Annotated in this window: 26 protein-coding genes; 14 read left to right on the top strand and 12 right to left on the bottom strand. The window is 62.3% G+C overall.

What is annotated here, in order from left to right:
- Positions 1-71: 71 nt before the first annotated feature.
- Entirely contained in the window at positions 72-443 is a 372-nt protein-coding gene (locus IEG05_RS17570) for a YkgJ family cysteine cluster protein (protein ID WP_003300645.1), read from the bottom strand.
- 188 nt (positions 444-631) lie between these two features.
- On the opposite strand from IEG05_RS17570, the gene IEG05_RS17565 reads away from it, so the two are divergent.
- Complete coding sequence (locus IEG05_RS17565) at positions 632-2083, top strand: TrkH family potassium uptake protein (RefSeq protein WP_014820755.1); 1452 nt, start codon at positions 632-634, stop codon at positions 2081-2083.
- A 1-nt stretch (position 2084) separates the two neighbouring features.
- On the opposite strand, the gene IEG05_RS17560 is transcribed toward IEG05_RS17565, so the two are convergent.
- Complete coding sequence (locus IEG05_RS17560) at positions 2085-3017, bottom strand: DUF808 domain-containing protein (RefSeq protein ID WP_191122456.1); 933 nt, start codon at positions 3015-3017, stop codon at positions 2085-2087.
- A 79-nt stretch (positions 3018-3096) separates the two neighbouring features.
- Positions 3097-4110, bottom strand: coding sequence for an AraC family transcriptional regulator (locus IEG05_RS17555; protein WP_191122455.1), 1014 nt, complete (start codon positions 4108-4110; stop codon positions 3097-3099).
- Positions 4111-4235: 125 nt separating this feature from the next.
- On the opposite strand from IEG05_RS17555, the gene IEG05_RS17550 reads away from it, so the two are divergent.
- The 4 genes from IEG05_RS17550 (at position 4236) to IEG05_RS17535 (ending at position 8201) form a co-directional block, all read left to right on the top strand.
- Entirely contained in the window at positions 4236-4553 is a 318-nt protein-coding gene (locus IEG05_RS17550) for an Mpo1-like protein (protein WP_003300651.1), read from the top strand.
- Positions 4554-4809: 256 nt separating this feature from the next.
- Positions 4810-6198, top strand: coding sequence for an adenylate/guanylate cyclase domain-containing protein (locus IEG05_RS17545; protein ID WP_003300653.1), 1389 nt, complete (start codon positions 4810-4812; stop codon positions 6196-6198).
- 238 nt (positions 6199-6436) lie between these two features.
- Positions 6437-7195 carry an AraC family transcriptional regulator gene (locus tag IEG05_RS17540; protein WP_125876263.1) on the top strand — a complete coding sequence of 253 codons (759 nt, stop codon included), beginning with the start codon at positions 6437-6439 and terminating at the stop codon, positions 7193-7195.
- Between the two features lie 127 nt (positions 7196-7322).
- Complete coding sequence (locus IEG05_RS17535) at positions 7323-8201, top strand: DMT family transporter (protein ID WP_191122454.1); 879 nt, start codon at positions 7323-7325, stop codon at positions 8199-8201.
- A 3-nt stretch (positions 8202-8204) separates the two neighbouring features.
- Here IEG05_RS17535 and IEG05_RS17530 read toward each other — a convergent pair whose 3' ends face one another.
- Complete coding sequence (locus IEG05_RS17530) at positions 8205-8486, bottom strand: Rdx family protein (RefSeq protein WP_003300657.1); 282 nt, start codon at positions 8484-8486, stop codon at positions 8205-8207.
- 68 nt (positions 8487-8554) lie between these two features.
- Between IEG05_RS17530 and IEG05_RS17525 the strand changes: the two genes are divergently transcribed.
- The gene (locus tag IEG05_RS17525) at positions 8555-10741 is read left to right on the top strand and encodes a patatin-like phospholipase family protein (protein WP_191122453.1); all 2187 of its coding nucleotides are present in this window, start codon (positions 8555-8557) and stop codon (positions 10739-10741) included.
- A gap of 19 nt (positions 10742-10760) precedes the next feature.
- Here the strand turns inward: IEG05_RS17525 and IEG05_RS17520 are convergent, their stop codons facing one another.
- Positions 10761-11192, bottom strand: a complete 432-nt coding sequence (locus tag IEG05_RS17520) for a MarR family transcriptional regulator (protein ID WP_014820763.1) — start codon at positions 11190-11192, stop codon at positions 10761-10763.
- A gap of 181 nt (positions 11193-11373) precedes the next feature.
- Positions 11374-13497 (bottom strand): DNA helicase RecQ, encoded by a 2124-nt coding sequence (gene recQ / locus IEG05_RS17515; protein WP_191122452.1) that lies wholly within the window; start codon positions 13495-13497, stop codon positions 11374-11376.
- Between the two features lie 160 nt (positions 13498-13657).
- Between recQ and IEG05_RS17510 the strand changes: the two genes are divergently transcribed.
- Positions 13658-14245 (top strand): UPF0149 family protein, encoded by a 588-nt coding sequence (locus IEG05_RS17510; RefSeq protein ID WP_191122451.1) that lies wholly within the window; start codon positions 13658-13660, stop codon positions 14243-14245.
- A gap of 240 nt (positions 14246-14485) precedes the next feature.
- Positions 14486-14905: a YbaN family protein gene (locus IEG05_RS17505; RefSeq protein WP_023445116.1), complete on the top strand. Its 420-nt coding sequence runs from the start codon at positions 14486-14488 to the stop codon at positions 14903-14905.
- A 40-nt stretch (positions 14906-14945) separates the two neighbouring features.
- Here the strand turns inward: IEG05_RS17505 and IEG05_RS17500 are convergent, their stop codons facing one another.
- Positions 14946-15530, bottom strand: a complete 585-nt coding sequence (locus IEG05_RS17500) for a tRNA-uridine aminocarboxypropyltransferase (protein WP_191122450.1) — start codon at positions 15528-15530, stop codon at positions 14946-14948.
- Between the two features lie 86 nt (positions 15531-15616).
- Between IEG05_RS17500 and IEG05_RS17495 the strand changes: the two genes are divergently transcribed.
- The gene (locus tag IEG05_RS17495; RefSeq protein ID WP_191122449.1) at positions 15617-16288 is read left to right on the top strand and encodes a glutathione S-transferase; all 672 of its coding nucleotides are present in this window, start codon (positions 15617-15619) and stop codon (positions 16286-16288) included.
- Positions 16289-16300: 12 nt separating this feature from the next.
- Here IEG05_RS17495 and IEG05_RS23565 read toward each other — a convergent pair whose 3' ends face one another.
- Together IEG05_RS23565 and aceK are read right to left on the bottom strand one after the other, a co-directional pair.
- Positions 16301-16423 (bottom strand): PA1414 family protein, encoded by a 123-nt coding sequence (locus IEG05_RS23565; protein WP_260466202.1) that lies wholly within the window; start codon positions 16421-16423, stop codon positions 16301-16303.
- A gap of 193 nt (positions 16424-16616) precedes the next feature.
- Positions 16617-18338: a bifunctional isocitrate dehydrogenase kinase/phosphatase gene (gene aceK / locus IEG05_RS17490; RefSeq protein ID WP_191122462.1), complete on the bottom strand. Its 1722-nt coding sequence runs from the start codon at positions 18336-18338 to the stop codon at positions 16617-16619.
- Positions 18339-18464: 126 nt separating this feature from the next.
- Here aceK and IEG05_RS17485 point away from each other — a divergent pair, with 126 nt between their 5' ends.
- Positions 18465-19379 (top strand): DMT family transporter, encoded by a 915-nt coding sequence (locus tag IEG05_RS17485; protein ID WP_191122448.1) that lies wholly within the window; start codon positions 18465-18467, stop codon positions 19377-19379.
- Between the two features lie 24 nt (positions 19380-19403).
- Here IEG05_RS17485 and cysK read toward each other — a convergent pair whose 3' ends face one another.
- The gene (gene cysK, locus IEG05_RS17480) at positions 19404-20378 is read right to left on the bottom strand and encodes a cysteine synthase A (protein ID WP_044314189.1); all 975 of its coding nucleotides are present in this window, start codon (positions 20376-20378) and stop codon (positions 19404-19406) included.
- Positions 20379-20501: 123 nt separating this feature from the next.
- Here cysK and IEG05_RS17475 point away from each other — a divergent pair, with 123 nt between their 5' ends.
- The 4 genes from IEG05_RS17475 to IEG05_RS17460 all read left to right on the top strand — a co-directional run bounded on the left by IEG05_RS17475 (position 20502) and on the right by IEG05_RS17460 (position 24248).
- Positions 20502-21572 carry a DUF748 domain-containing protein gene (locus IEG05_RS17475; protein ID WP_090522999.1) on the top strand — a complete coding sequence of 357 codons (1071 nt, stop codon included), beginning with the start codon at positions 20502-20504 and terminating at the stop codon, positions 21570-21572.
- Positions 21573-21715: 143 nt separating this feature from the next.
- Positions 21716-22564, top strand: a complete 849-nt coding sequence (locus tag IEG05_RS17470; RefSeq protein WP_023445108.1) for an AAA family ATPase — start codon at positions 21716-21718, stop codon at positions 22562-22564.
- 51 nt (positions 22565-22615) lie between these two features.
- Complete coding sequence (locus IEG05_RS17465) at positions 22616-23020, top strand: GFA family protein (RefSeq protein ID WP_102832880.1); 405 nt, start codon at positions 22616-22618, stop codon at positions 23018-23020.
- A gap of 49 nt (positions 23021-23069) precedes the next feature.
- Positions 23070-24248 carry a vWA domain-containing protein gene (locus IEG05_RS17460; RefSeq protein ID WP_014820776.1) on the top strand — a complete coding sequence of 393 codons (1179 nt, stop codon included), beginning with the start codon at positions 23070-23072 and terminating at the stop codon, positions 24246-24248.
- A 72-nt stretch (positions 24249-24320) separates the two neighbouring features.
- Here IEG05_RS17460 and IEG05_RS17455 read toward each other — a convergent pair whose 3' ends face one another.
- On the bottom strand, positions 24321-24836 hold the full coding sequence (locus IEG05_RS17455; protein WP_191122447.1) for a DUF2937 family protein: 516 nt from the start codon (positions 24834-24836) through the stop codon (positions 24321-24323).
- Positions 24830-25612, bottom strand: coding sequence for a class II glutamine amidotransferase (locus tag IEG05_RS17450; protein ID WP_191122446.1), 783 nt, complete (start codon positions 25610-25612; stop codon positions 24830-24832). The genes IEG05_RS17455 and IEG05_RS17450 overlap by 7 nt, the downstream gene beginning before the upstream one ends.
- Positions 25613-25618: the final 6 nt, after the last annotated feature.

Genomic DNA, 25618 nt, shown 5'->3' with positions numbered 1-25618 from the left:
AGCAGCAACACAGTATCGGGGCCATGGTCATCCGAAATTGACCAACCGAACTTACCAAACAGCCCACCAGGTCAAGCCACCCGATCCGGCGAGAGCTGCGGCTGCAGCGGCGGCACCAGCGGTGGCAGGCCGTGTGCCGCCCGCGCCGCGTCGCAATGCGCATTGTGCTCGCCGTTCTCCCAGGACGCCTCAAATTCGCGGCAGGTGCTCGAACGCTGCTCGTACATGCTGCAGCGCACGCCGCAACCGACATCGCCCAGCAGTCCGACGCAGCGCGCAGGCTTGCTCTCGGTCCCGAGCATGGCCACATGAAACGGCGAAACCTGAACCGTCAGCTGGTCCGGCACCGCACCGCCGGCAGAAACGCATTCACCAAAATAGAAGGACACACGAAAGTACGCGCAGCAGGCGCCGCACGTGAGGCAGGGATTGTCGATTGACATGGAAGGTGAACACCCAGAGACCGGAAATGGGCCGGCGCCCGGGCGGCTATTCTATTCATGGCGCTGCGCTTGGGAAGGGGCTCCGCGGCTGCCGAGAAAACATTTTTCTACCAGCCGTCGGGCGGTTTACTGGCGGAGCGACGCGAGTAGAATGTCCGCCCTCTTTCACCGTGCCGAGCACCCTCTACATGGCCCTGCCGACCTTACGCATCATCGGTTTCATCCTCGGCATTTTCCTGATCACCCTGGCCGTCAGCATGATCATTCCGATGCTGACCCTGCTGGCATTCGAACGCACCGATGACCTGCAGGCATTCATCTGGGGCAGCCTGATCACCTTTTCCTGCGGCTTCGCCCTTGTCGCACCGGGCAGACCGGCCAACACCAACCTGCGGCCGCGCGACATGTACTTCCTGACCACGATCAGCTGGGTGGTGGTCTGCTGTTTCGCCGCCTTGCCGCTGATGCTGATTCAGCACATCAGCTATTCGGACGCCTTCTTCGAAACCATGTCCGGTATCACCACGACTGGCGCCACCGTGCTCTCGGGACTGGATAGCGCATCGCCCGGGCTGCTGATGTGGCGCTCGCTGCTGCACTGGCTGGGTGGCATCGGCTTCATCGGCATGGCGATCGCGATTCTGCCGCTGCTGCGAGTCGGTGGCATGAGGCTGTTCCAGACCGAGTCCTCGGACTGGTCGGAGAAGGTGATGCCGCGCTCGCACGTGGCCGGGCAGTACCTGCTGGTCATCTACGTGACGTTTACCGTCGCCGCGTTTCTGGCCTTCCTGTTGACCGGCATGAGCATGTTCGATGCCATCAACCATGCGATGTCGACCGTCGCCACTGGCGGCTTTTCCACCTCCGATGCATCGATGGGCAAGTTCGGGCCGTCCGCGCACTGGGTCGCGGTATTCTTCATGCTGCTCGGCAGTCTGCCGTTCACCCTGTACGTGATGACGCTGCGAGGCCATCGCACGGCGCTGCTCAAGGATCAGCAGGTGCGAGGCTTCGTCCTGATGCTCACCATCACCAGCGTGCTGTTCAGCGGCTGGTATTGGCTGAACAATGACATTCCGGCGCTGGATGCACTGCGCATCGTGACCTTCAGCGTAGTTTCCGTGGTTACCACGACCGGTTTCGCGGTGGATGACTACACCCAGTGGGGCGGTTTCGCCGTCATGGCATTCTTCTACCTGACCTTCGTCGGCGGCTGCTCGGGCTCGACGTCGGGCGGGCTGAAGATGTTCCGCTTCCAGGTGGCCTACTCGCTGCTACGCGCCAACTTCAAGCAGCTGATTCACCCCCGCGCGGTAATCCGCCAGCAGTACAACGGGCACAATCTGGACGAAGAAATCGTTCGCTCGATCCTGACCTTTTCCTTCTTCATCACCATGACCATCGGCGTGCTGGCGCTGTGCCTGGCGCTGCTGGGCCTCGACCCGATCACCGCGCTCACGGGCGCGGCGACCGCGGTCTGCAACGTCGGCCCGGGGCTGGGCGAGATCATCGGGCCAGCCGGCAACTTCTCCACACTGCCCGACACGGCCAAATGGCTGCTGTCGATCGGCATGCTGCTGGGACGCCTGGAGATCATCACGGTGCTGGTGCTGCTGACCCCGGCCTTCTGGCGCCACTGACTCAGGCCGCGGCGCCGGAGCCGCGCTTGAACAGCCGGCCGCCAAGCGTAACCAACGCCAATACCACGCCGCCGGCGACGATGCCGAATGCGGCGTCGAGCAGCGTCGGCAACAGGCCGCCGAGTACCGCTCCGATATAGGGCAGTCCGAGCGCTTCGTGGGCGCTGTTCTCGATGAAATGATGCACGGCGCGTATACCGTGCGTGAGGATGCCGCCGCCCACCATGAACATCGCCGCGGTGCCGATGACCGACAGCGACTTCATCAGCCACGGCGCGACGCTAAGAATGCCGCGCCCGATGGCGCTGGCCACACCGCTGGCCCGCTTGCTCAGGGCCAGACCAAGATCGTCGAGCTTGACGATGGCGGCTACCAGCCCGTAGACGCCTATCGTCAACAGGATGGCGATGCCCACCAGAACCATGACCTGCTGACTGAACGACGCGGCGGCGACCGTGCCGAGGGTGATGGCGATGATTTCGGCGGAGAGGATGAAGTCGGTACGCACCGCGCCGCTGATCTTTTTCTTCTCGAACGCCACCATGTCCACGGACGGGTCGGCGAGCGCCTTCACCGTCTCCGCGTGATCGCTGTCATCGCTATGAAGAAAGCGGTGCGCCAGCTTCTCGAACCCCTCGTAACAGAGAAAGGCGCCGCCGAGCATCAACAGCGGTGTGATTGCCCAGGGCAGAAAGGCACTGATCAGCAACGCAGCGGGGACCAGGATCGCCTTGTTGCGAAACGAGCCCTTGGCCACTGCCCACACCACAGGCAGTTCCCGGTCGGCATTCACCCCGGTCACCTGCTGCGCATTGAGTGCCAGATCGTCGCCCAGTACGCCAGCGGTCTTCTTGGCCGCCACCTTGGTCATGAGCGAGACGTCGTCGAGTACGGTCGCAATATCGTCTATTAACGCGAGCAGGCTGGTGGCCAATTGGGTCACTCCATCATGGAAAGGCGCATATAAGTAACCGATCTTCTCTAGCTAAGGCTATGTGGGCTTTCACAGGTTCCTACTGTCGTGGGCGCGCGGCCAGACGGTATTCGCCGGGCGTGACGCCGAACCAGCGCTTGAACGCCCGGTAGAAATTGCTCGGATCGGCGAAGCCAAGCAGATAGGCGATTTCCAGCGGCGCCAGGTCCGGCTGGGCGAGGTGCTGCACCGCCAGATCGCGACGCGTATCGTCCAGCAATTGCTGGAAGCTGCTGCCCTCCTCCTGCAGACGCCGTTGCAGGGTGCGCTCCGACAGGCAAAGCGCCTGCGCCACGACTTCGCGCCTGGGCTCGCCCTGCGGCAGCAATCGACAGAGTATCTGCCGCGCGCGATGCATAACTTTGCTGTCGGAGAAGCGCGAGAGGTACTCACCGGCGAAACGATCATGCAATTGCGCCAGCGCTTCATTGGCCGTCGGCAACGGCATTTCCACATCCTCTTCGCGAAACAGCAACGCGTAGCGAGGCGCGTCGAAGCGCAAAGGCGCCTGGAACAGCTGCCGATAGGGCTCCAGATCATCCGGCGGTTGGCCCTGAAAGCTGACTTCCAGCGGCAGCAACGGCGTTCCTGTGAGCCAGCGGCAGAATGTCAGGCAGCCTGCCAGGGAGCCTTCGGCACTTTGCCTAGCTGGCGGCAAGCGGTCGCCGATTATCGTCAGACTCAACCGATAGCCCTGTGCGCAGGGCTGGAAATCCAGATCGGCACCCTCGGCGATGATCCGCTGGTAGCGCACCAATCTGGCGAAGCCTTCCTTGAGATTGCGGCTGGACATCAGCGCATAGCCGACCACGTTCAGCGCAGCCGGCCGCGCCTGGCGCGCCATGTTCAGGCCAATCGCGGGGTCACCGGAAACCGCCACCGCGCGTTGCCAAAGGCGCGTCATGTCATCCTGGGCAAAGCGCGCGTCGGGGTCGTCCAGAGCGGCATAGTCCAGATGCAGCTCAATGAACAACTGGCGGCAATCGATCCCGGCGGACTCCAGGGCCTGGACGATACTCAGCGCCCAGCTCGAGGAAGTGGTGCGTTCGGTCATGGGGTTTTCTTGTTCTTCGATAGGTGGGGCAGCTGCGCCTAAGGCTACTAAACTGGCCCTGATTGTCACTGACACGCAAGGTTAGCGATGACTAGTCTGTGCGCGACAATAACAGGAGGTACGCCATGAGTACGCAAACCGCCGAACGCTTCAGCCGCTTTGCCGATTTCTATCCGTTCTATCTCGCCGAGCACAGCAACCCCACCTGCCGTCGCCTGCACTTCGTCGGTAGCCTGCTGGTGCTGGGCATACTTGGCTACGCACTCCTTACCCAGCAGTGGCTCTGGTTGCTGGCGATGCCGGTGGCCGGTTATGGCTTCGCCTGGGTCGGCCACTTCATCTTCGAGAAGAACCGGCCGGCGACATTCCAGTATCCGCTCTACAGCTTTCTCGGCGACTGGGTGATGTTCAAGGACATGCTGACGGGCCGGATTCGCTTCTGAGCCTGATGACAGCGGCTATCCGACCGGTGCCATCATTGTTTTCATCCTCTGGTTTGGCGATGCGGCGTTGCTTGGTTATGATCTGACGGCTTTCGCGCGGGCCGGCCATCGCCGAGCTGGCCCCGTGATCGCGAGGCTGTCGCTGATGTGCTCGAAAGCTGTCGCCTTCGCAGGGTGACCCGACGATCGAGCCTAGCGTCAGTCTGCAAGGCGCGAGAGAACGGCGTCGAAAAACTACCAGGGATCGTACGCACACATGACTTCCACTCCGGTTGAGCGCCGCAATGGCCTCGCCACTCGCCCGTTGCGCGAGTACTACTCCCGCGTGCTCGCCTACCTGATCTGCGCCGCCACGCTTGCAGCTGGTACCTACACCCAGTATTTCTCGATGGACCTGCTGTGGATGGTGCCGTACGCCCTGCTCTATCCGCACCTGGCCTATCACCTGAGCTATCGCTTCAAGCGCGATCATCCCGAGCGCACAGCGCAGGTTCTGCTCTGCCTGGATGCCTTGAACGCCGGTGGCGGCATATTGCTGCTCGGTTTTTCGATCGTGCCCAGCCTGATGTTTCTGCTGACACTCAGCTTCAGCGCGCTGGTGAGCGGCAGCCTGCGTAACCTCGCCATCTCGCTGATCTGCGTGGGTGTCGGGGTTGGCCTGGCATCTCTCGTGGTGCCCCTGAGCTACCGCGGTACCACACCGCCACTGGTTTCTCTGGTGAGCATCCTGTTCACGACCTTTTACATATGCGCCACCGCCTACTTCGTGCACCAGCAGGGCCAGCGCCTCGCCCAGGCGCGCAAGGAGATCGAAACGGAGCAGGCCAAGGCCGCGCGCCTGGCACGCAACCTCGCCAAATACCTCTCGCCCCAGGTATGGGAGTCGATCTTCACTGGCAAACGCAGCGTTCGCCTGGAAACCCAGCGCAAGCGGCTCACCGTGTTCTTCTCCGACATCAAGGGATTCACCGAGCTGGCCGAGGAACTGGAGGCCGAGGCCCTTACCGACCTGCTCAACAACTACCTAAACGAGATGTCGAAGATTGCCCTGAAGTACGGTGGCACCATCGACAAGTTCGTCGGCGACTGCGTGATGGTGTTCTTCGGTGACCCTTCTAGCCAGGGTGCCAAGAAAGACGCGGTGGCAGCGGTTTCCATGGCCATCGCCATGCGCAAACACATGAAGGTGCTGCGCCAGCAATGGCGCGCGCAGGGCATTACCAAACCCATGGAAATCCGCATGGGCATCAACACCGGTTATTGCACGGTGGGCAACTTCGGCGCCGATACGCGCATGGACTACACCATCATCGGGCGCGAAGTGAACCTGGCCAGCCGTCTTGAAAGCGCCGCCGAGGCCAGCGAGATCCTGATCTCCCACGAAACCTATTCGCTGATCAAAGACGTCATCATGTGCCGCGACAAGGGCCAGATCGCGGTCAAGGGTTTCTCCCGCCCGGTGCAGATCTACCAAGTGGTGGACTTCCGCCGCGACCTTGGCGCCACCTGCAGTTTCGTCGAGCATGAACTCCCCGGCTTCTCCATGTACCTGGATACCAACGGCGTGCAGAACTTCGACAAGGAGCGCGTGATTCAGGCACTGCAGCAAGCGGCCGAGAAACTTCGCGACAAGGTCATCCTCTGATTCTCTGACCGCTGGCAGCCAGCCGTTGACTAACCGAATCTGGCCAAGTGCCCTGTTTGGTAAGTTCAGTTGGTCAATTTCGGCGCCCAAGGCCCCGATACGGTGTTGCAGCTCCTCGCCATAGCCCGCTATGACTCGTCGCAGCGCCTTGTCTTGGAGCCATGTTCATCCGAACTTGCCTCAACCAACTCACCGCACAGACCAATGGTCAGCGGGCCTGCTTCGGGACAGCCGCCAGATGCTATCGCTGCGCAACTACCATCACCACCTCATCGCCCATAGCCACGAACACCCGCAACTGGTGTTCGGCCTGAAAGGACTGCTGGAATTCGAGATTGCCGGGCGCGGCAGCCGCGTCGGCGAGCAGAGTCTCGCGGTAATTCCGTCCGCCACTCACCATGCCTGTGCCAGTGTCACCGGCAGTCACTGCCTGGTGCTCGATCTCCCGTCGGAGAGCTGGGTTCGTCAGCGCTTGGGCCACCACACCGAACCCAGCCTGCGTCTGATCGATCGACCGGATACCGTGCGCCTGAACGCCAGCCAGCAGCGCCTGGTCGCCTGGCTGGCGCACAGCCCGATCAATGATCCATTGATTGCCGAACAGGGCGCCGTACTCCTGCTCGCCAGTCTGGCCAGTGGACAACATATCCACCATGACCAACACGCGCTGCCGGTCGCCGCTATCGACGCCTTCATCGATCAGCATCTATCCCACCCACTTCAGGTTGCCGACCTGGCCCGTATCGCCGGGTTGTCGGTGGCAGGTCTGCACGCGCGCTTTCTTCGCGAGACGGGCCGAACGCCGATGGAACACGTACGCCAGCGCCGCTTGCAGCATGCCGAGGCGCTGTTGCACGACACCCTCCTGCCGATCGGCGAGATCGCCGCGCAGGTGGGCTATGCCTCGCAAAGCGCCTTCACCGCCGCACTGGTTCGCGCACGAGGCTGCGCACCCCGCGCACTGCGACGCGAGCTGCGCGACAAAACCGGTGACTGACGCGACAGACACACTCCAAGCCACGGCCTAGCATGGTCCTGATTCGCAAGGTTCAGGTAGCCATGACCCTACTCATCCGTTCACACCACACCGCACGCACACACCACTCGCTCGGGTGGATCGTTCCATGACGCCGCGCAACGCCCTGTTGGCCATCCATCTCGGCGCGCTGATGTTCGGCCTGTCCGGCGTGCTCGGAAAACTGGCCGAAAGCTCGGCGCTGATCATCACCTTTGGTCGTGCACTGTTCGCCGTGTTGGCCCTGCTACTGGTGGCGCAGTTGCTGCGACCCAGCGGGGCGACGCCAAACTGGCGGCAGCGTGGCGGTCTGGCCTTGGGCGGGCTGTTGCTGGGTGCGCACTGGTTGACGTTCTTCATCGCAGTGAAGATCGCTGGCGTCGGCATTGCAACCCTGGGCTTTGCCAGCTTCCCCGCCTTCACCGTGCTGCTCGAAGGCCTGCTGTTCCGCGAACGCACCCGCGCCATCGAGTTCGCCATGGTCGGGCTGGTCTGTGCCGGCCTGCTGCTTGTCGCGCCGGCGTTCGATCTCAGCAGCGGACCGACTGCCGGATTGCTCTACGGTGTGCTTTCCGGCCTGCTGTTCGCGCTCCTGTCGCTGCTCAACCGTGCCGTCACCCGCGGCCTCGATCCGGTTCGCTCGGCGCTCTGGCAGAACCTGGCGATCCTCGCAGCCCTGCTGACATTCTGCTGGTCGACGATACCCGCGATACCCGCGCAGGACTGGCTCTGGCTGGCTCTGCTCGGCGTGCTCTGCACCGGACTCGCACACAGCCTGTTCGTCGCTAGCCTGCGGGTCCTGAAGGCGCGTACGACGTCGGTGATCTTCGCTCTCGAACCGGTCTACGGCATCGCCTTCGCCTGGTGGCTGTTCGGCGAGCAGCCGACGCTACGCATGCTGCTCGGCGGCGCCTTGATCATCATCGCCAGCGTGGTTACCAGCCGCTTGAAAAGCCCGCCGAGTGTCGTTCCGAAAGTGGCCAGCTGACGCTCAGCGGTCGTTATGCCCCAACGAGCGCTGCGGGTCGATGCGATCACGCACGCGCTGCTTGAGCTCCTTCGCCTCGGGAAAGCCGCCATCGAGCTTGCGCTCCCAGATCTGCACGCCATCGCAGCTGATATGGAAGGTGCCGCCTGTGGCGGGTACCAGACAGACGCGGCCCAGGTCATCGGCAAAGGTCGACAGCAGCTCCTGTGCGAGCCAGGCAGCACGCAGCAGCCACTGACACTGGGTGCAATACGTAATGACGATTTCCGGTTTGCTTGCGGTCATTCAGGACAGCTCCGAAGGGGATACGGCGGCCTATAATAGCCGCCTCTCCCCCCTTCCCCGGTTCAGCCATGCTCCGCCTGTTCGTTTCCCTGCTGATGCTGTTAACCCTGCCGCCGCTGTTCGCCGAGCCGGCTCAGCCGAAGACCGGGCTCGTCCTGTCTGGCGGTGCGGCGCGCGGGCTGGCTCATATCGGCGTGCTCAAGGCGCTGGAAGAGCAAGGCGTACGCATCGACGCCATCGCCGGCACCAGCATGGGCGCGGTGGTCGGCGGGTTATACGCAGCAGGCTATAGCGTTGCCGAACTCGAGCGCCTGGCATTGACCCTCGACTGGCAGCAAGTGCTGTCCGACGATCCGCCGCGCCAGGACATCCCCTACCGCCGCAAGCAGGACGACCGTGATTTCCTCATCAAGCAGAAGCTGAGCTTCCGCGACGACGGCAGCCTCGGCCTGCCGCTGGGCGTGATTCAAGGGCAGAACCTCGCGCTGCTGCTCGAGCGCCTGCTGGTGCACGCCAGCGACACCCGCGACTTCGACCAGCTGCCGATCCCCTTCCGTGCGGTGGCCACGGATATTGCCAACGATGAAAAGGTGGTCTTTCGCAGCGGCCACCTGCCCCAGGTGATTCGCGCCAGCATGTCGATTCCGGCCGTGTTCGCACCGGTGGAGCTGGACGGCCGCCTGCTGGTGGATGGCGGCATGGTCGACAACATCCCGATGGACGTGGCACGCGACATGGGCGTCGACCGCCTGATCGTGGTGGACATCGGCACGCCGCTCAAGCCGCGCAAGGAATTGCTGACAGTAGTCGACGTGCTCAACCAGACCACCACCATGATGACCCGCCGCAACTCCGAAGCGCAGCTGGCCACCCTGCAGTCGCAGGACCTTCTGATCCAGCCGCCGTTGGCCGCTTACGGCTCCACCGACTTCGCCCGCGCCGAACAGCTGGTCGATGCCGGCTACCGTGCCACGTTGGCTCTGGAGGGACGTCTTGCCGAAATGCGCATCACCACCGGTGGCAATCCGGCACTGAGCCTTGCGCGCTCCAGCGACCCGCGAACACCGGTCATCACCGCTATTAGGGTGGAGAACGACTCGAAGGTCAGCGATGCGGTGATCCGCCGGCATGTCCGCCAGCCGATCGGTGAACCGCTGGATCTGGAGGACCTGCAGAAGGACATGGGCACCCTTTATGGCCTGGACTATTTCGAGCGCGTGGAATATCGCGTTCAACGCGGCAAGCTCGGCAATACGTTGGTCATCAACGCCCGCGAGAAGCGCACCGGCACCGATTACCTGCGACTGGGCCTGAGCCTGTCCGACGACTTCCGCGGCGACAGCGTATTCAACCTCGGTGCGAGTTATCGGAAGAACGGCATCAACGAACTGGGTGCCGAGTGGCTTACCCGGCTGCAGCTGGGTGATCGGCAGGAACTCTACAGCGAGTTCTACCAGCCGCTGGATGCCGGCTCGCGCTGGTTCGTCGCGCCGAACCTGTTCGTCGAGGCGCAGAACGTCGAGTCCATTCTCGACAACGATCCGATTGCCGAGTACCGCCTGCAACGCTACGGCTACGGTCTCAATCTCGGCAGACAGATCGCCAACAATGGCGAGATCCGCTTTGGAATCGGCCAGGCCTGGGGTGAGGCCGATGTGCGAATCGGCGAACAGGATCTACCCGACTTCAGCTTTACCGAGGGCTACTACGAGCTGCAGTACTCGTTCGACACCCTCGACAACATCGACTTTCCCCGCGAAGGCGAGGATATCCGCCTGACCATGCGTCAGTACGACCCCAGCCTGAGTTCGGACCAGCGTTATCGACAGTGGCACCTCAAGCTGGACAAGGCACTCAGCCACGGTGCCAACACCTGGGTGCTCGGTGGGCGCTACGGTCGCACGCTGGATGACGCGGAAGTGGTGACGTCGAGCTTTCTGCTTGGCGGCGCGCGTCAGCTGTCGGGCTTCCGTCAGGATGCCCTGGCCGGCCAGAACGTCAGCCTGGCGCGCATGGTGTACTACCGTCGCGTGACGCCGCGAGCGTTTCAGCCGCTGGACTTCCCGCTCTATCTCGGTGGATCACTGGAGCGCGGTCGCGCCTGGAATGCCGACAATGCCTTCGACAGCGGCTATATCAACGCCGCGAGCATCTTTCTCGGCTACGACACGCCACTGGGGCCACTGAACTTCGGCTTCGGCTTCAATGACGAGGAGGAACAGGCGCTGTACATGAATCTGGGGCGCAGCTTCTAGCCGGCGTGCCCGGCCTGGATCAGCGCCGGTCGAGATTGGCCAGGATCCGTGCATGCACCTGCTGGCACTTGCGCAGATCTTCCTCGTCGATCCCGGCAAAGGCTTCCTGACGCACCTGTGTGGAAATCGCCTCGATCTTCTCGATCAGCGGCCGTGCCGGCGCACCCAGGGAAATACGTTTGGCCCGGCGATCCTCTGCAGACGCCTTGCGATGCACCAGCCCCTGCGCTTCGAGACTATCGAGCAAGCGGGCCAGCGTCGGCCCTTCAACGGCAACGCTTTGGGCCAGCTCGCGCTGAGTGGGTTCGTGATCGAAACGGGCCAGGTGCAACAGCACCAGCCAGCGCGCCTGCGAGAGTCCGAGATCAGCCAGGCGTCGATCCAATTCAGCGCGCCAGCCACGAGAAAGTTGTGCCAATTGCATGGCAAAGCGATGTTGCTCGGCGTACATGTACGGCCATTCCTGCAAAAACTAATTATTAGTGAGCTAACCACAGCTCCGGAAAGCAGGCAAGACGACCTTCGAACCCTGATCGAGCGACAGAAGTCGTAATGATGGCACGGCTGGCGTTGCAGCCCGGCAGACGCCAGCTGTCGCAGCGGCTTCAGACCGAGCTGCAGGATGCACCTAGTTACAATTCGAACTCGACCTGCAGTGCGGCACGCACGCAATAAAGCACCTGTTCGGGTACCCGCCCAGCGAACTGCTCGGCCACGGCGCTCACCGGTGGCAGCTCGCCCTCGCCGTCGAGAAAGGCCTCCTGGATTTCCCCGAGCAGATCCTCGGGCAGATCCAGCGCCTGTTCCAGGCTCAGCTGTTGCAGACCGATGGCTTCGGCGAGCATCGCGTAGACGTTCTTCTCACTGCAGTCGAGCTGACGCGCGATCTGTGCAGGCGTCATGCCTGCGCGCGCCAGCGTGATCAATTCGTGTCGCAGATCGGCAGGTGACTTGGCCACTTCGACGCTGCCTTGCAGAACCTCCAGGAAGGCCTGACCGTAGCGCTCCAGCTTGCGCGCGCCGACACCGCTGATGGTGGCCATGTCCGACAGCGAGGCCGGCTGGCTGCGTAGCATCTCCAGCAGCGTGGCATCCGGGAAAATCACATACGGCGGCACACCGTGTTCTTCGGCCAGTTTGCGGCGCAAGGTGCGCAGCGCTTCCCAGGTTTCCCGTTCCTCGCTGCGCACCAGCTGGCTGGCGGCACTGGCTGCCGGCTTCGGTGCCTTGCTGGTCAGATCACGGCGAAGTTCGAGACTCACCTCTCCACGCAGCAATGGCCGGCAGCTGTCACTCAGACGCAGCCCCCCGAAACCATCCAGGTCGACGTCCGCCAGCCCGCGCGCCACCAGCTGGCGAAACAGCGAACGCCACTCAGCCTCAGCCAGCGCCCTGCCCATACCGAACACCGACAGATGCTGATGGCCCAAGCCGCGGACCTTGTCATTGTCACGCCCGAGGAGGATGTCCACCAGATGGCCGACGCCGTAACGCTGGCCGCTGCGGTAGATCGCCGATAGCGCCTGACGGGCGGGCTCGGTGGCATTCCAGGTCTGCACGCCATCGACGCAGTTGTCGCAATGACCGCAGGGGTTGGGTAGCTCTTCATCGAAATACGCGAGCAGCGCCTGGCGCCGGCAGCGGGTTTCCTCGCAAAGCGCCAGCATGGCATCGAGCTTGTGCTGCTCGACCCGCTTGTGCCGCTCATCACCCTCTGAGTTGTTGAGCATCTGCTTGAGGAAGATCACATCCTGCAGGCCATAGGCCATCCAGGCGTCGGCAGGCAGCCCGTCGCGCCCTGCCCGTCCGGTTTCCTGATAGTAGGCTTCCAGCGACTTGGGCAGATCAAGGTGGGCGACGAAGCGCACGTTGGGCTTGTCGATCCCCATGCCGAAGGCGATGGTCGCGACCATGATCAGGCCTTCCTCGTTGAGGAAACGCTTCTGGTGATAGGCGCGCAGCTCGTTGGGCAGGCCCGCGTGGTATGGCAGTGCCGGAAAGCCCTGCTCGCTGAGGAACGCAGCCAGGTCATCGACCTTCTTGCGCGACATGCAATAGACAATGCCGGCATCGCCGCGGCGTTCGGCTAGAAAACCCAACAACTGCTTGCGCGGCTGCTCCTTGGGCACGATGCGATAGAAGATGTTCGGTCGGTCGAAGCTGGAGAGAAACCGTTCGGCGTTCTCCAGATGCAGGCGCTGGACGATTTCTTCCCGCGTCCGCTTGTCCGCCGTCGCGGTCAGCGCAATACGCGGCACGCCAGGAAACAGTTCGGCCAGCTGGCCCAGCTGCATGTACTCGGGACGGAAGTCGTGCCCCCACTGGGAGACGCAATGGGCCTCGTCGATGGCAAACAGGGCGATCTCCAGCCGCTGCAGGAACGCCAGCATGCGGGGCTGAACCAGTCGCTCAGGCGCGAGATAGAGCATCTTGATCTCGTTGCGCCGGATGCGCTCAGCGATCTCGCGCTGCTCATCGGCGCTCAGCGTCGAGTTGAGCGCAACGGCCGAGACGCCCAGCTCGTCGAGTGTCGCGACCTGGTCGTCCATCAGCGCGATCAGCGGCGAAACCACCACCGCCAGTCCTTCGCGCAACAGCGCCGGAACCTGGTAGCACAGGGACTTGCCGCCGCCGGTCGGCATCAGTACCAGCGCATCGCCGCCACTGCCGACACGCTCGATGATCGCGCCCTGGTTGCCACGAAACGCGTCGTAGCCGAATACGTCTTTAAGGATGCGCTGTGCCTGGTCGAGCATGCCGGTCTCCGAAACAAGGCGCGCAGTATACGCGAGCGAACCATGGAGTTCAGGATCGCGCGGCCAATACGGACGAGGCGTCATCCGAAGGCACGAGTAGCCTGCGCCCCGCGCCTCGTCTAGAATCCGGGTTGTCTTCCAGCCCCCAAGGTAGTTCCCGATGTCATTCGCCGAGCAACTCGCCCGCCTGCAAGTCTTTCTTGATGCAGATGACCTGCACGAGGAAGCACTGGATTACATCGCCGCCCATGGCTACCTGACAGCGCTGTGCATCTGCTCCGAACAGGTGCCCGAGCGTGAATGGATCGACGCGCTGTTCTCCGAACCACCCAAATACAAGGACGGCACCGAGCGCGAAGCCATCGAGGCCACGCTGGTTCAGCTCAAGGCACATATTGCTCGCCAGCTGGCCAGTGACGAGGACATGGAACTGCCGTGCGAACTGGACCTGGGTGAAGAGCCGGACGAATCCGATCTGCGCGGTTGGTGCATCGGCTTCATGGAAGGCGTGTTCATGCGCGAGGCGATCTGGTTCGAGGACTCCGAAGAGGAAGTCAGCGAGCTGTTGCTGCCGATCATGGTCGGTTCGGGCCTGTTCGACGAGCAACCGGAATTCGCCGATATCGCCGACAACCCCGAGCTGGTCGACGAAATGGTGGCGCAGATCCCCGAGCTGCTGACGGCCCTCTACCTGATCTGCCATGCCCCCGAGGAAAAGCCAGCCCTGCTCAAGCCGCGTCGCCACTGACCGGCTGCGGAGGGGGCCAAGCGTCAAGGTGGGCGTCACGCTCACCTGCAACGGTGCGACTGCCGGAGCGCAGTCGCCGGCGCGTCGCCCCACTGCCGGACCTGTCCCGCTGGCTAGCACCACAGGAGGGAAAGGCATTGTTCTGCACATTTCGATGCCCATCGCGAATATCTGACGACGCTGACGTGAGCCAGCCGAGCACAGATCGCAGCGAATCAAAGAACCGGGCTGACTAGTACCATGGCCCATCGCGATATCCGGCAGCATCGCAACCCTCTGATCCGATCGATCCTGCTCGGCGTCGGCTGGCTGGCCGTTGTGCTGGGCGTCGTCGGCATCTTCCTGCCCGTCCTGCCGACCACGCCATTCCTGCTGCTGGCCGCGGCCTGTTTCGTGCGTAGCTCGCAACGTTTCTATGACTGGCTGGTAGGCCACCCACGGCTCGGTCCGTGGTTTCGTGACTACCTGGAAGGGAACGGTATTCCGCTCAAGGGCAAGGTATACGCCATCGCTACCATGTGGATAAGCATCGGCATATCCTGCTGGCTGGTGCCACTGATGTGGGCCCGCATCGGGATGCTGCTGAGCGCGACGCTGGTGACGCTCTACATCCTCAGGCAGAAAACATTGCCGGTCAGCAATGACACTGGTTTCAGGTAAATCAACTCCGCACGGCCATAGCGCTTTCGCTCGCATACCTCTAGGTGTCGGCATGATTACGCCGATATACCTCTCGCCCCATCGCATCGATCTGGCCCTCGATCAAGGCGTCGAACGGACGGAGCAACTCATCGAATCGGCTGGGGCTATCCAGTAGGTTAAGTGCCGTAACGATCGCCTCGATGGTCGACAACGCGCCGGGCATTGGCGCTTTGCGCAAGCGGTAGCGGGAGCTCAGCCCTTCTGGCAGCGCAACCCGGGGCAACTCAGCCAGCCATGGATTGACGTGCAGGATCTTGCGCGCCTTTCGCCAGGTCCCATCCGGCACGATCAGGCGCACGGGTTGGGCGGCATCGGCCAGACTCCCTAGCGGTATGGCATCTTCGCCGGGAAATAACAGGTAGCTCGGCCGTGCGGCATCGCAATCGTCCTCGAAGCGCTCGCCCACCCGCAGTTCTGCATTGCGCAGCCCCAACGCGGCCAGGCGCGCCGTATTGAGCGCATGACTCGCTTCACTGGAATGCTGGAGGATGAGCACCTGGGTACGGCTATCCAGCGCAGGTATCAGCGCGCAAAGGCACAGGGAAGACGGGCGCTGGCAGCGTGAGCATCGTGGACGGGACATGGTTCACCTCGGCGGCGGAGTCTGCCATAACGGCCACTGCTCTGCAGAGCGACTATGCTTGCGACGTCCCCGCATGAGGAGCAGGCATGATCACCGTCCACCATTTGAACCACTCCCGCTCGCACCGCGTCCTGTGGCTGCTGGAAGAACTGGAACTGCTTTACGAGCTGAAGCGTTACCCGCGCGATCCGAAGACCATGCTCGCGCCAGCAGAGCTGAAAGCCGTACACCCATTGGGCAAGTCTCCGGTGATCACCGACGACGACCTGACGCTGGCCGAATCGGCAGCCATCCTCGAATACCTGCTGGAACGCTATGGCAACGGACGCCTGATGCCGCAGAGTGGCACTCCAGAATACCGTCGTTTTCGCTACTGGATGCACTACGCGGAAGGCTCTGCGATGCCCCCACTGCTACTGCGGCTGGTATTCGACCGCGTCGCCAATGGGCCGATGCCGTTCTTTGTTCGCCCCATCGCACGCGCAATCGCCAAGGGCGCTAACAGCGCCTTCATCGGGCCACAACTGAAGACCCATCTCGACTACATGGAAGCGGAACTGGAGAAGGCCGACTGGTTTGCAGGCAACACGTTCAGCGCAGCGGATATACAGATGAGCTTCCCGCTGGAAGCTGCCCGTGCCAGAGCCGGCCTGGACGAGAGTCGCCCACGCCTGATGGATTTTTTGCAGCGGATACAGCAGCGGCCCGCTTACAAACGAGCCGTGGAGCGCGGAGGACCCGCCTTGCCCACCGCGTAGACGCCACCAAACTCAGCGGCGACGGTGATCCTGCTCGCGCGGGGCACGTACCGGTATAGGTTGCATACGAGGCGGTTCGATCAAACCAAGAGCGACCGCCAACTTCCAGAACATCTCGTTGAGCCTTGCTTTCATGGTCACACCCTCCTGCGAAATAACGGGCTACATCGGAGCCATGCGGGCTTCGTGGACAGCATAATTCAACTTTGGCTCCGGCGCTCGTGCCCTTTGCAAGCGCAATCCCCGAATGGAGCGCCGCTTTGTTACGGCGCTTTACAACTGCGACCGAGGCGGCGCTGAGGCGTTCAAACGAATTCACTGCCGGTCTTCAGTTGCGATCGGCCTTGCGTCGATAAGGAAACACATCGATCACCTTGCCGCCGCTGATGGCGTCCTGCAGCCCTTTCCAGTAACCAGCATCGTAGAGCTCGCCATGCAAGCTGGCGAAAAGCCGGCGCTGACCATGGTCGGCGAACAGAAAGCGCGGGAATTCCTCTGGAAACACATCGTTCGGCCCCACCGAATACCAGGGCTCGGACGCCATTTCATCCTCGGGATAGCGCGGCGGCGGAATATGGCGGAAATTCACTTCGGTCAGAAAGCTGATCTCGTCATAGTCGTAGAACACCACCCGACCATGGCGAGTGACGCCGAAGTTCTTCAGCAGCATGTCGCCGGGAAAGATATTCGCCGCCGCCAACTGTTTGATCGCCAGCCCGTAGTCTTCCAGCACCTCGCGCACCTGCTCGTCGCTGGCATGCTCGAGGTAGAGATTCAGGGGCGTCATACGGCGCTCGGTCCAGCAGTGGCGCACCAGCACGGTATCGTCCTGCACCTCGACCGTTGACGGCGCCACCTCCAGCAGTTCGGCCAGACATTCCGGATCGAATTTCGCCTTGGGGAAACGGAAATCTGCGAACTCCTGGGTGTCGGCCATGCGCCCTACCCGGTCGACGCTCTTCACCAGCCGATACTTCTCGATCACAGTGGCTCGGTTGACGCTCTTGATCGGCGAGAAGCGGTCCTTGATCAGCTTGAACACCGTATTGAAGCCCGGCAGCGTGAACACCGTCATCACCATACCGCGAACGCCGGGCGCCATGACGAAGCGGTCGTCAGTATTGGCCAGGTGATCGATCAGCGCACGATAGAACTCCGACTTACCGTGCTTGTAGAAGCCGATCGAGGTGTACAGCTCGGCGATGTGCTTGCCGGGCAGGATGCGCTTGAGGAAGCCGACAAACTCCGCCGGAATCGGCACCTCGACCATGAAATACGAGCGGGTGAAGGAGAAGATGATCGACACCTCCGCCTCGTCGGTGATCAGCGCGTCGGCAATGATGCCTTCACCCTCGCGGTGCAGTAGTGGGATGACCAGCGGCCACTGTTCGTCGCGGGTGAAGATCCGCCCAAGCAGGTATGCCCCCTTGTTGCGATAGAGCACCGAGACGAACAGCTCCACGGTCAGCTCCGGATCCTTGCAGACCCAGTCGGGCAGGGTCTCGTGCAATTGCGCCTGCAGGCGCCGCTGGTCTCCTGGCAAGTCGCAGTAGGGCACGGCGAATGCGTAATCGCCAAGGATCTGTTCGAGCATCCCGCTCAAGTCGCCGTTGGGCTGGTAGGTACGGGTTTGCGCCAGCCGTTCATGAGCACGCACCGCCGGTCGGGTGGTATGGATGAACATGGTGCCGTCGCTGATGCAGTCATGGCTGAACAGCCCACAGAAGATGGAGTTGTACCAGGTCTCCGACAGCTCGTCGTCGAAGCGTGGGTTGATCAACTCGATGTAGGCACTTTTGATCTGCGGCCAGGCCTCGACCTGAAGCAGGTCGGCGTGATCGAAACCGGCCAGCAGGCCACGCCGGGTTTCACCAACCTTCTCTTCGTAGAGGTTGATCCGCGCCGCCGATGCGCGCTGCGCTTCCTGCCATTGCGCCTGCTCGAAGCGCGCCCGCGCGCCTTCGGTGATCAGGCGAAAGTGCTCTCGGTAGTCGTCGAAGCCCAGAAGGATCTGCCGAGCGATTTCAGCGGCCAGTTTCTGCTGCACCATGATGCACCCACTGCAGGACATGAACGTCCGCCGAGCTTAGCAGCACGCAGTTTGAAAGTCGGTTTCGGATTGCCAGTTGGCTGATGGGCGACAACACTTGCAGCTCCCTTCCGGTGGAGCCGCCCCATGCGCCCGCTCGACATGTTCCGCCTGCTTGCTCTCGCCGCCATCTGGGGCGCAAGTTTTCTTTTTCTACGCATCATTGCCCCAGTGCTCGGCACCTTTCCCACGGCGTTCTTTCGTGTGTTTCTGGCAACCGCAGGGCTGCTGGTCATCCTGCTGTTACTGCGCACGCGCTGGGATTTTCGCGGCAAGCTGGGGTTGTGCCTGGTGCTGGGCGTGATCAATTCCGGCTTGCCGTTCGCACTGTATTCGGTGGCCGCGCAGCTGGTGCCGGCTGGCTATTCGGCGATCTTCAATGCCACCACGCCGATGATGGGCGTACTGATCGGCGCCCTGTTCTTCGCCGAGGAGTTGACGCTCGCGAAGATTATCGGCGTTTTCAGCGGGCTCGGAGGTGTGGCATTGCTGATGCGAATCGGGCCGGTGCCATTCGACACGGAGCTGCTGCTCGGCGCACTGGCATGCCTGGGCGCCACCGCCTGTTATGGCTTCGGCGGCTTTCTCACCCGCCGCTGGATCAACCAGGGCGAAGGCCTGGACAGCGAGATGGTCGCATTCGGTAGCCAGCTCGGTGCGACACTGTGCCTGTTGCCATTGTTCGGACTGTCGTTGCTGAATGCGCCGCCGGTGAACTGGGGCGATTCGACGGTCTGGCTGAGTCTGCTGGGTCTGGGGCTGGTCTGTACGGCGTTCGCCTACATCCTCTACTTCCGCTTGCTAGCGGATATCGGACCGGTCAAGACACTGACGGTAACCTTCCTGATCCCACCATTTGGCGTGTTGTGGGGCGTTATCTTTCTTGATGAGCCACTTTCCTGGGCTTACGTCCAGGGCGGTGCGCTGATCGCGCTCGCGCTGTGGTTGATTCTGCGCCAGGCGCCAACCACACGGCCAACGGCGCAGTTGCGACGCAGCTGAATTGCTCAGCGGCGTCGCACCGCATCACTGCACCAGTTCCTGCTCGCTGAACATGTCGGTGAACAGCATGCTGGATAGGTAGCGCTCGCCGGAATCCGGCAGGATCACCACGATGTTCTTGCCCTGCATCTCTGGACGCTCGGCCAGACGGACCGCCGCAGCCATCGCCGCGCCGCAGGAAATGCCGCAAAGAATGCCCTCTTCGCGCATCAGCCGCAGCGCCATCTGTTTGGCCTCCTCGTCGTCGACGAGTTCGACCTGATCGACCATGGACAGGTCGAGGTTCTTTGGCACGAAGCCTGCGCCGATCCCCTGAATCTTGTGCGGGCTGGGCTTGACCTCGTCACCCGCCAAGGTCTGGCTGATAACCGGCGAGCTGGTCGGCTCCACGGCAACGCTGAGGATCTGCTTGCCCTTGGTGTTCTTGATGTAGCGCGAAACACCGGTAATGGTGCCGCCCGTTCCGACGCCGGCCACCAGCACATCGATGCTGCCGTCGGTGTCGTTCCAGATCTCCGGGCCGGTGGTCTTTTCATGGATCGCCGGGTTGGACGGGTTCTCGAACTGCTGCGGCATGTAGTACTGCTCGGGGTTCGAAGCCGCGATTTCGGCGGCCTTCTCGATCGCGCCCTTCATGCCCTTCGCCGGCTCGGTAAGCACCAGTTCGGCACCAAGAGCTTTCAGCACCTTGCGCCGCTCAAGGCTCATGGAAGCCGGCATGGTGAGCATGAGCTTGTAGCCGCGTGCAGCGGCAACGAAGGCCAGACCGATCCCGGTATTGCCCGAGGTTGGCTCGACCAGCGTCATGCCGGGCTTTATCCGGCCGCTGTCTTCGGCATCCCAGATCATCCCGGCACCGATTCGGCACTTAACGGAGTAGGCCGGGTTCTGGCCTTCGATCTTGGCCATGATGCTGACGCCCTTGGGACCAAGGCGGTTGATCATGACCAACGGGGTGTTGCCGATGGAGCGTGCGTTGTCTGCGAATATGCGACTCATGGGAATGCCCTGTCCGAGGTGTACCAGACCAATCAGCCTATGTGCAGTCCAGGCGTCAGTCCAGCCGAACTCACGGCGGAAACCTGGGGTCCATCGTCAACACGCCCACATCCCCGGAATGCCATGACCCGTCGCCTGCTTCCCCTGTGGATTCTTCTCGCACTTGGCCTGCTGCTGATCGTGCTGCACCTCGCCCTGCCCCATCTGGTGCGTAATTATCTGAACGAAAAGATGGCCGACATGGGCGACTATCAGGGCCATGTCGAAGACGTCGATCTGGCTTGGTGGCGCGGGGCTTATCGCGTCGAAGGGCTGCTGATCGAGAAGAAGGACAAGCGCGTACAGGCGCCGCTGTTGAAGGCGCCAGGTATTGATATCGCCATCAGCTGGGACGCAATCCTGCGGCACCGCGAGATCGTCGGTGAGGTGATCTTCGAACAACCGCACCTGAACTTCGTCGATGGCGGCGACAGCGGCGATTCACAAAGCGGTAAAGGAGTCGATTGGCGCGACCAGCTCGATGCCCTGATACCGATCACGCTGAACGAGATTCGCGTTGTCGATGGACAGCTGTCCTTTCGCAACTTCTCTTCCGACCCACAGGTGCACGTCTACGCCAGCGACATCCAGGCCAGCCTGTATAACCTGACCAACACCGATGATGCCGATGGCACCCGCACGGCAGCGTTCGAGGGCACCGGCAAGCTGTTCGACCAGGCACCGATCGAGGCGACGGCCAGCTTCGACCCATTTACCGACTGGGAGGACTTCGAGGTCAATCTGCGCGTCACCGAGGTACCGCTAAAGCAGCTGAACGACCTCAGTCGCGCCTATGCCAACTTCGATTTCGCCGGCGGAACGGGTGATCTCGTCCTCGAAGTGCAGGCCACCGACAGTCAGCTCGACGGCTACATCAAGCCGTTGCTGCGCAACGTGGATATCTTCGATTACGAACAGGACGTGGCAAACGAGGACAAGGGCTTCTTCCGCGGCCTCTGGGAGGCCGTGGTCGGCGGCGGGCAGGAGGTACTTGAGAACCAGAGCAAGGATCAGTTCGCGACCCGTGTCGAGCTGTCCGGCACCACCCGCAAAACCGACGTGAGCCCATTCCAGGCCTTCGTCGCGATACTACGCAACGCCTTCGTCGAAGCCTTCTCGGCTCGATTCGAACGATCCCCGAGCGAGGACGAGTGACCAAGCAGCGTCACCAGAAGCGCACGTGCAGCCATTCAGTGACTGAATGATGCTCTCGCGTTCACACTCACGCGAGCTTCCCTTATAGTCCCCTCCTGACTACAACGAGCGCCTGCGTGCCAGGCCCGCCGAAGGAATCCGCAATGAAATTCGAAGGCACCCAGTCCTACGTCGCCACCGACGACCTGAAACTCGCGGTCAACGCCGCCATCACCCTGCAGCGCCCGTTGCTGGTCAAGGGTGAACCCGGCACCGGCAAGACCATGCTGGCCGAGCAGCTGGCCGAATCCTTCGGCGCCAAACTCATCACCTGGCACATCAAATCCACTACCAAGGCGCATCAGGGCCTCTACGAATACGATGCGGTGAGCCGCCTGCGCGACTCCCAGCTGGGCGTGGACAAGGTCCATGACGTCCGCAACTACATCAAGAAAGGCAAGCTGTGGGAGGCCTTCGAGAGCGAGGAGCGGGTCATCCTGCTGATCGACGAAATCGACAAGGCCGACATCGAGTTCCCCAACGACTTGTTGCAGGAACTCGACAAGATGGAGTTCTACGTCTACGAGACCAACGAAACCATCAAGGCGACCCAACGGCCGATCATCATCATCACCTCGAACAACGAGAAGGAGCTGCCTGACGCCTTCCTCCGCCGTTGCTTCTTCCACTACATCGCCTTCCCGGACCGGGAAACGCTGCAGCGCATCGTCGATGTGCACTACCCCGACATCAAGAAGGATCTGGTCAGCGAGGCGCTGGACGTGTTCTTCGACGTGCGCAAGGTGCCAGGGCTGAAGAAGAAGCCCTCGACCTCAGAGCTGGTCGACTGGCTGAAGCTGCTGATGGCCGACAACATCGGCGAGGCAGTGCTGCGCGAGCGCGACCCGACCCGCGCCATCCCGCCGCTGGCTGGTGCTCTGGTGAAGAACGAGCAGGACGTGATGCTGCTGGAGCGTCTAGCCTTCATGAGTCGACGCGCTAACAGCCGCTGATCGGTGCCGGCTTCGGTGGCGCCGGTCGCGCACTCACTGGAGGAAGAAATCATGCAAACGCATACCGGTAGTTGCCTGTGCGGCGTCGTGCGCTATCGCATCGACGCCCCCATCGACGAGCTGACCCACTGCCACTGCAAGATGTGCCGCAAGGCCCACGGCGCCGCCTTCGCCAGCTACGCGAGCGTGCCATTGGATGCGCTGCATTTCATGTCGGGCAAGGATCAGCTGGGCGTTTACCACTCCTCCGAACATGTGACGCGCACCTTCTGCATCCGCTGCGGCTCCAATCTGCTGTTCGTCGACAACCGCGAGCATGAGGTCGGCGTCGCTGCCGGGACCCTCGATTCACCGCTGCCGGCACCGCCGCAATCGCACATCTTCGTCGACTCCAAGGCGGCGTGGTACGAGATTCACGACGCCCTGCCCCAACACAAAGGCGACAGCCCCCGCTGAGCGCCCCGAACATTGCGCACTATCCACGGTGCGTCAGAGGTTTTCTGCCATGCTGCTTGGCCTGTTCAATGAGATGCGCGCTGCCAAGGTGCCGGTATCGGTGCGCGAACTGCTGGACCTGATCGATGCGCTCAAGCACCGCGTCGTGTTCGCCGACATGGACGAGTTCTATTTCCTGGCACGCACGGTGATGGTCAAGGACGAGCGCCACTTCGACAAATTCGACCGGGCCTTCGGTGCCTATTTCAAAGGCCTGGAAAACCTCGATCAGCATCTCGAGGCGCTGATCCCCGAAGACTGGCTGCGCAAGGAATTCGAGCGCAGCCTGACAGACGAGGAACGAGCGCAGATCCAGTCCCTAGGCGGCCTGGACAAGCTGATCGAAGAGTTCAAAAAGCGTCTCGAGGAACAGAAGGAACGCCACGCCGGCGGCAACAAGTGGATCGGCACCGGCGGCACCAGCCCCTTCGGATCGGGCGGCTACAACCCCGAAGGCATCCGCATTGGCGACGCCGGCAAGCGCCAGGGCAAGGCGGTGAAGGTCTGGGACCAGCGCGAGTACAAGAACCTCGACGACCAGGTCGAGCTCGGTACGCGCAACATCAAGATCGCCCTGCGCCGCCTGCGCAAGTTCGCCCGCCAGGGCGCGGCGGACGAGCTGGATATCGACGGCACCATCGACCATACCGCGCGAGATGCCGGCCTGCTCAACATCCAGATGCGCCCGGAGCGGCGCAACGCGGTGAAGCTGCTGATCCTGTTCGACATCGGCGGTTCGATGGACGCCCACGTGAAGGTCTGCGAAGAGCTGTTCTCGGCCTGCAAGACCGAGTTCAAGCACCTCGAGTACTTTTACTTCCACAACTTCATTTACGAGTCGGTGTGGAAGAACAATTTCCGCCGCACTTCGGAACGCACGTCGACCCTGGACGTGCTGCACAAGTACGGCGCGGACTACAAGGTTGTGTTCGTCGGCGACGCGGCGATGGCACCCTATGAGGTCACCCAGCCGGGCGGTAGCGTCGAGCACTGGAACGAGGAAGCCGGCTACGTCTGGATGCAGCGCTTCATGGAAAAGTACAAGAAGCTCATCTGGATCAACCCCTACCCAAAAGACACCTGGGGCTACACCACGTCCACCGGCATCATCCGCGAGCTGGTGGAGGACCGCATGTATCCGCTGACGCTGAGCGGGCTCGAGGACGGGATGAAGTTTCTGGCGAAGTGAGTTGATCCGTCCGTTCGCCAGCCACTACCTGAGCCGCGACTAGCCCAGGCAATCGGCAGTGCAACCTTCAAGTCACGAGCGAAAGGCACGGTAGCGGCGCCGCGAGCGAAACGGGAAGCTTGCCGCCAGCAGCAGGCTCTCCACCAGCCAGGTTAGCAACAGTGCGCAACTCAGCCCCCAGGCAATGGCTTCGGGCGCCAGCAGGACCTGGAAGCGATAGCTGCTCCAGACCTGCTCGCGCAGACTGCGCTCGGCGCCGAGCAGTACGTGAATGGCGCGTGCGTACCACGGTCGCTGCATCGCCTGCCACTCGCGCTCGAGCAGGCGGGCCCGCGCCACCAGATGCTCGACGCTTTGAGCGTCGTTCTGGAAAACCGGGTCGTCGCTATCTCGATAGTGCTGCACTAGCGCATCCAGATCGCCGCTGAAGAAGCGCCGCGCTGTGTCCTGAAAGCCGTGCAAACCCTGCTCGGCCTCAAGGCGCCTCGCCTCGACGTGCTTGGCATAGGCATCGATGAAACCCGGCACCTGTACGCCCACCAGCAAGCCGAACGCAAAAAGGGTCAGGCGCAGATAACTTCTCAGCATGTCGCCACCTTGCCCTGCGCGACGCATTCGCCCTGTTGCCAGAGGCTCCATTGACCGGGCTCGTGCAGGGTCCATTGCTCGTTATTGGTCAGCGGTTCGGTCGCCAGCACGGCGACGACATCGTCAGGGGTGGTTTCGGCATGGAAGTTCACCGTCAGCTCGGCATCTCTGAGCTGAGCAGGGCCGAACGGGGCGCGCCGGGTAATCTCCGCCAGCTTGGTGCTGCAGAAGCTGAACAACCATTCACCGTTGCTCAGCAGGCAATTGAACACGCCCTTGCGGCGATACTCATTGCAGGCGCCGAGCAACACGGGCAGCAGGCTCTGCGGGTCGCAGCGGTCAGGGAAATCCAGTCGGATGCGGTTCAGCAGGTCGCAGAAGGCGCGCTCGCTATCGGTGTCGCCGACCGGGCGATAGATGCCCTTGCCGGGCTCGAAGTCCGAAAGCTGGCCGTTGTGCGCGAAGCACCAGTGCTGCCCCCAGAGTTCGCGGACGAAGGGGTGGGTATTGACCAGGGAAACCTTGCCGACATTGGCGTGGCGGATATGGCCGATTACCACTTCGCTCTTGATCAGGTAGCGCTGCACCATCTTCGCCACCTCGGACTCGCAACTGGCGACCGGGTCCTGAAACAACCGCAAGCCGCGCCCCTCATAGAAGGCGATACCCCAGCCATCCTTGTGTGGGCCGGTCTTGCCGCCCCGCTGCATCAGACCGGTGAAGCTGAAAACGATATCGGTTGGAACATTGGCGCTCATGCCCAGCAGCTCGCACATGCGTCA

Origin of the sequence: Stutzerimonas kunmingensis, assembly GCF_014764705.1 — a bacterium.
Lineage (GTDB): Bacteria > Pseudomonadota > Gammaproteobacteria > Pseudomonadales > Pseudomonadaceae > Stutzerimonas.
The sequence above is the reverse complement of the archived record's forward strand: the minus strand, read 5'-3'. Positions and strand labels throughout refer to the sequence as shown.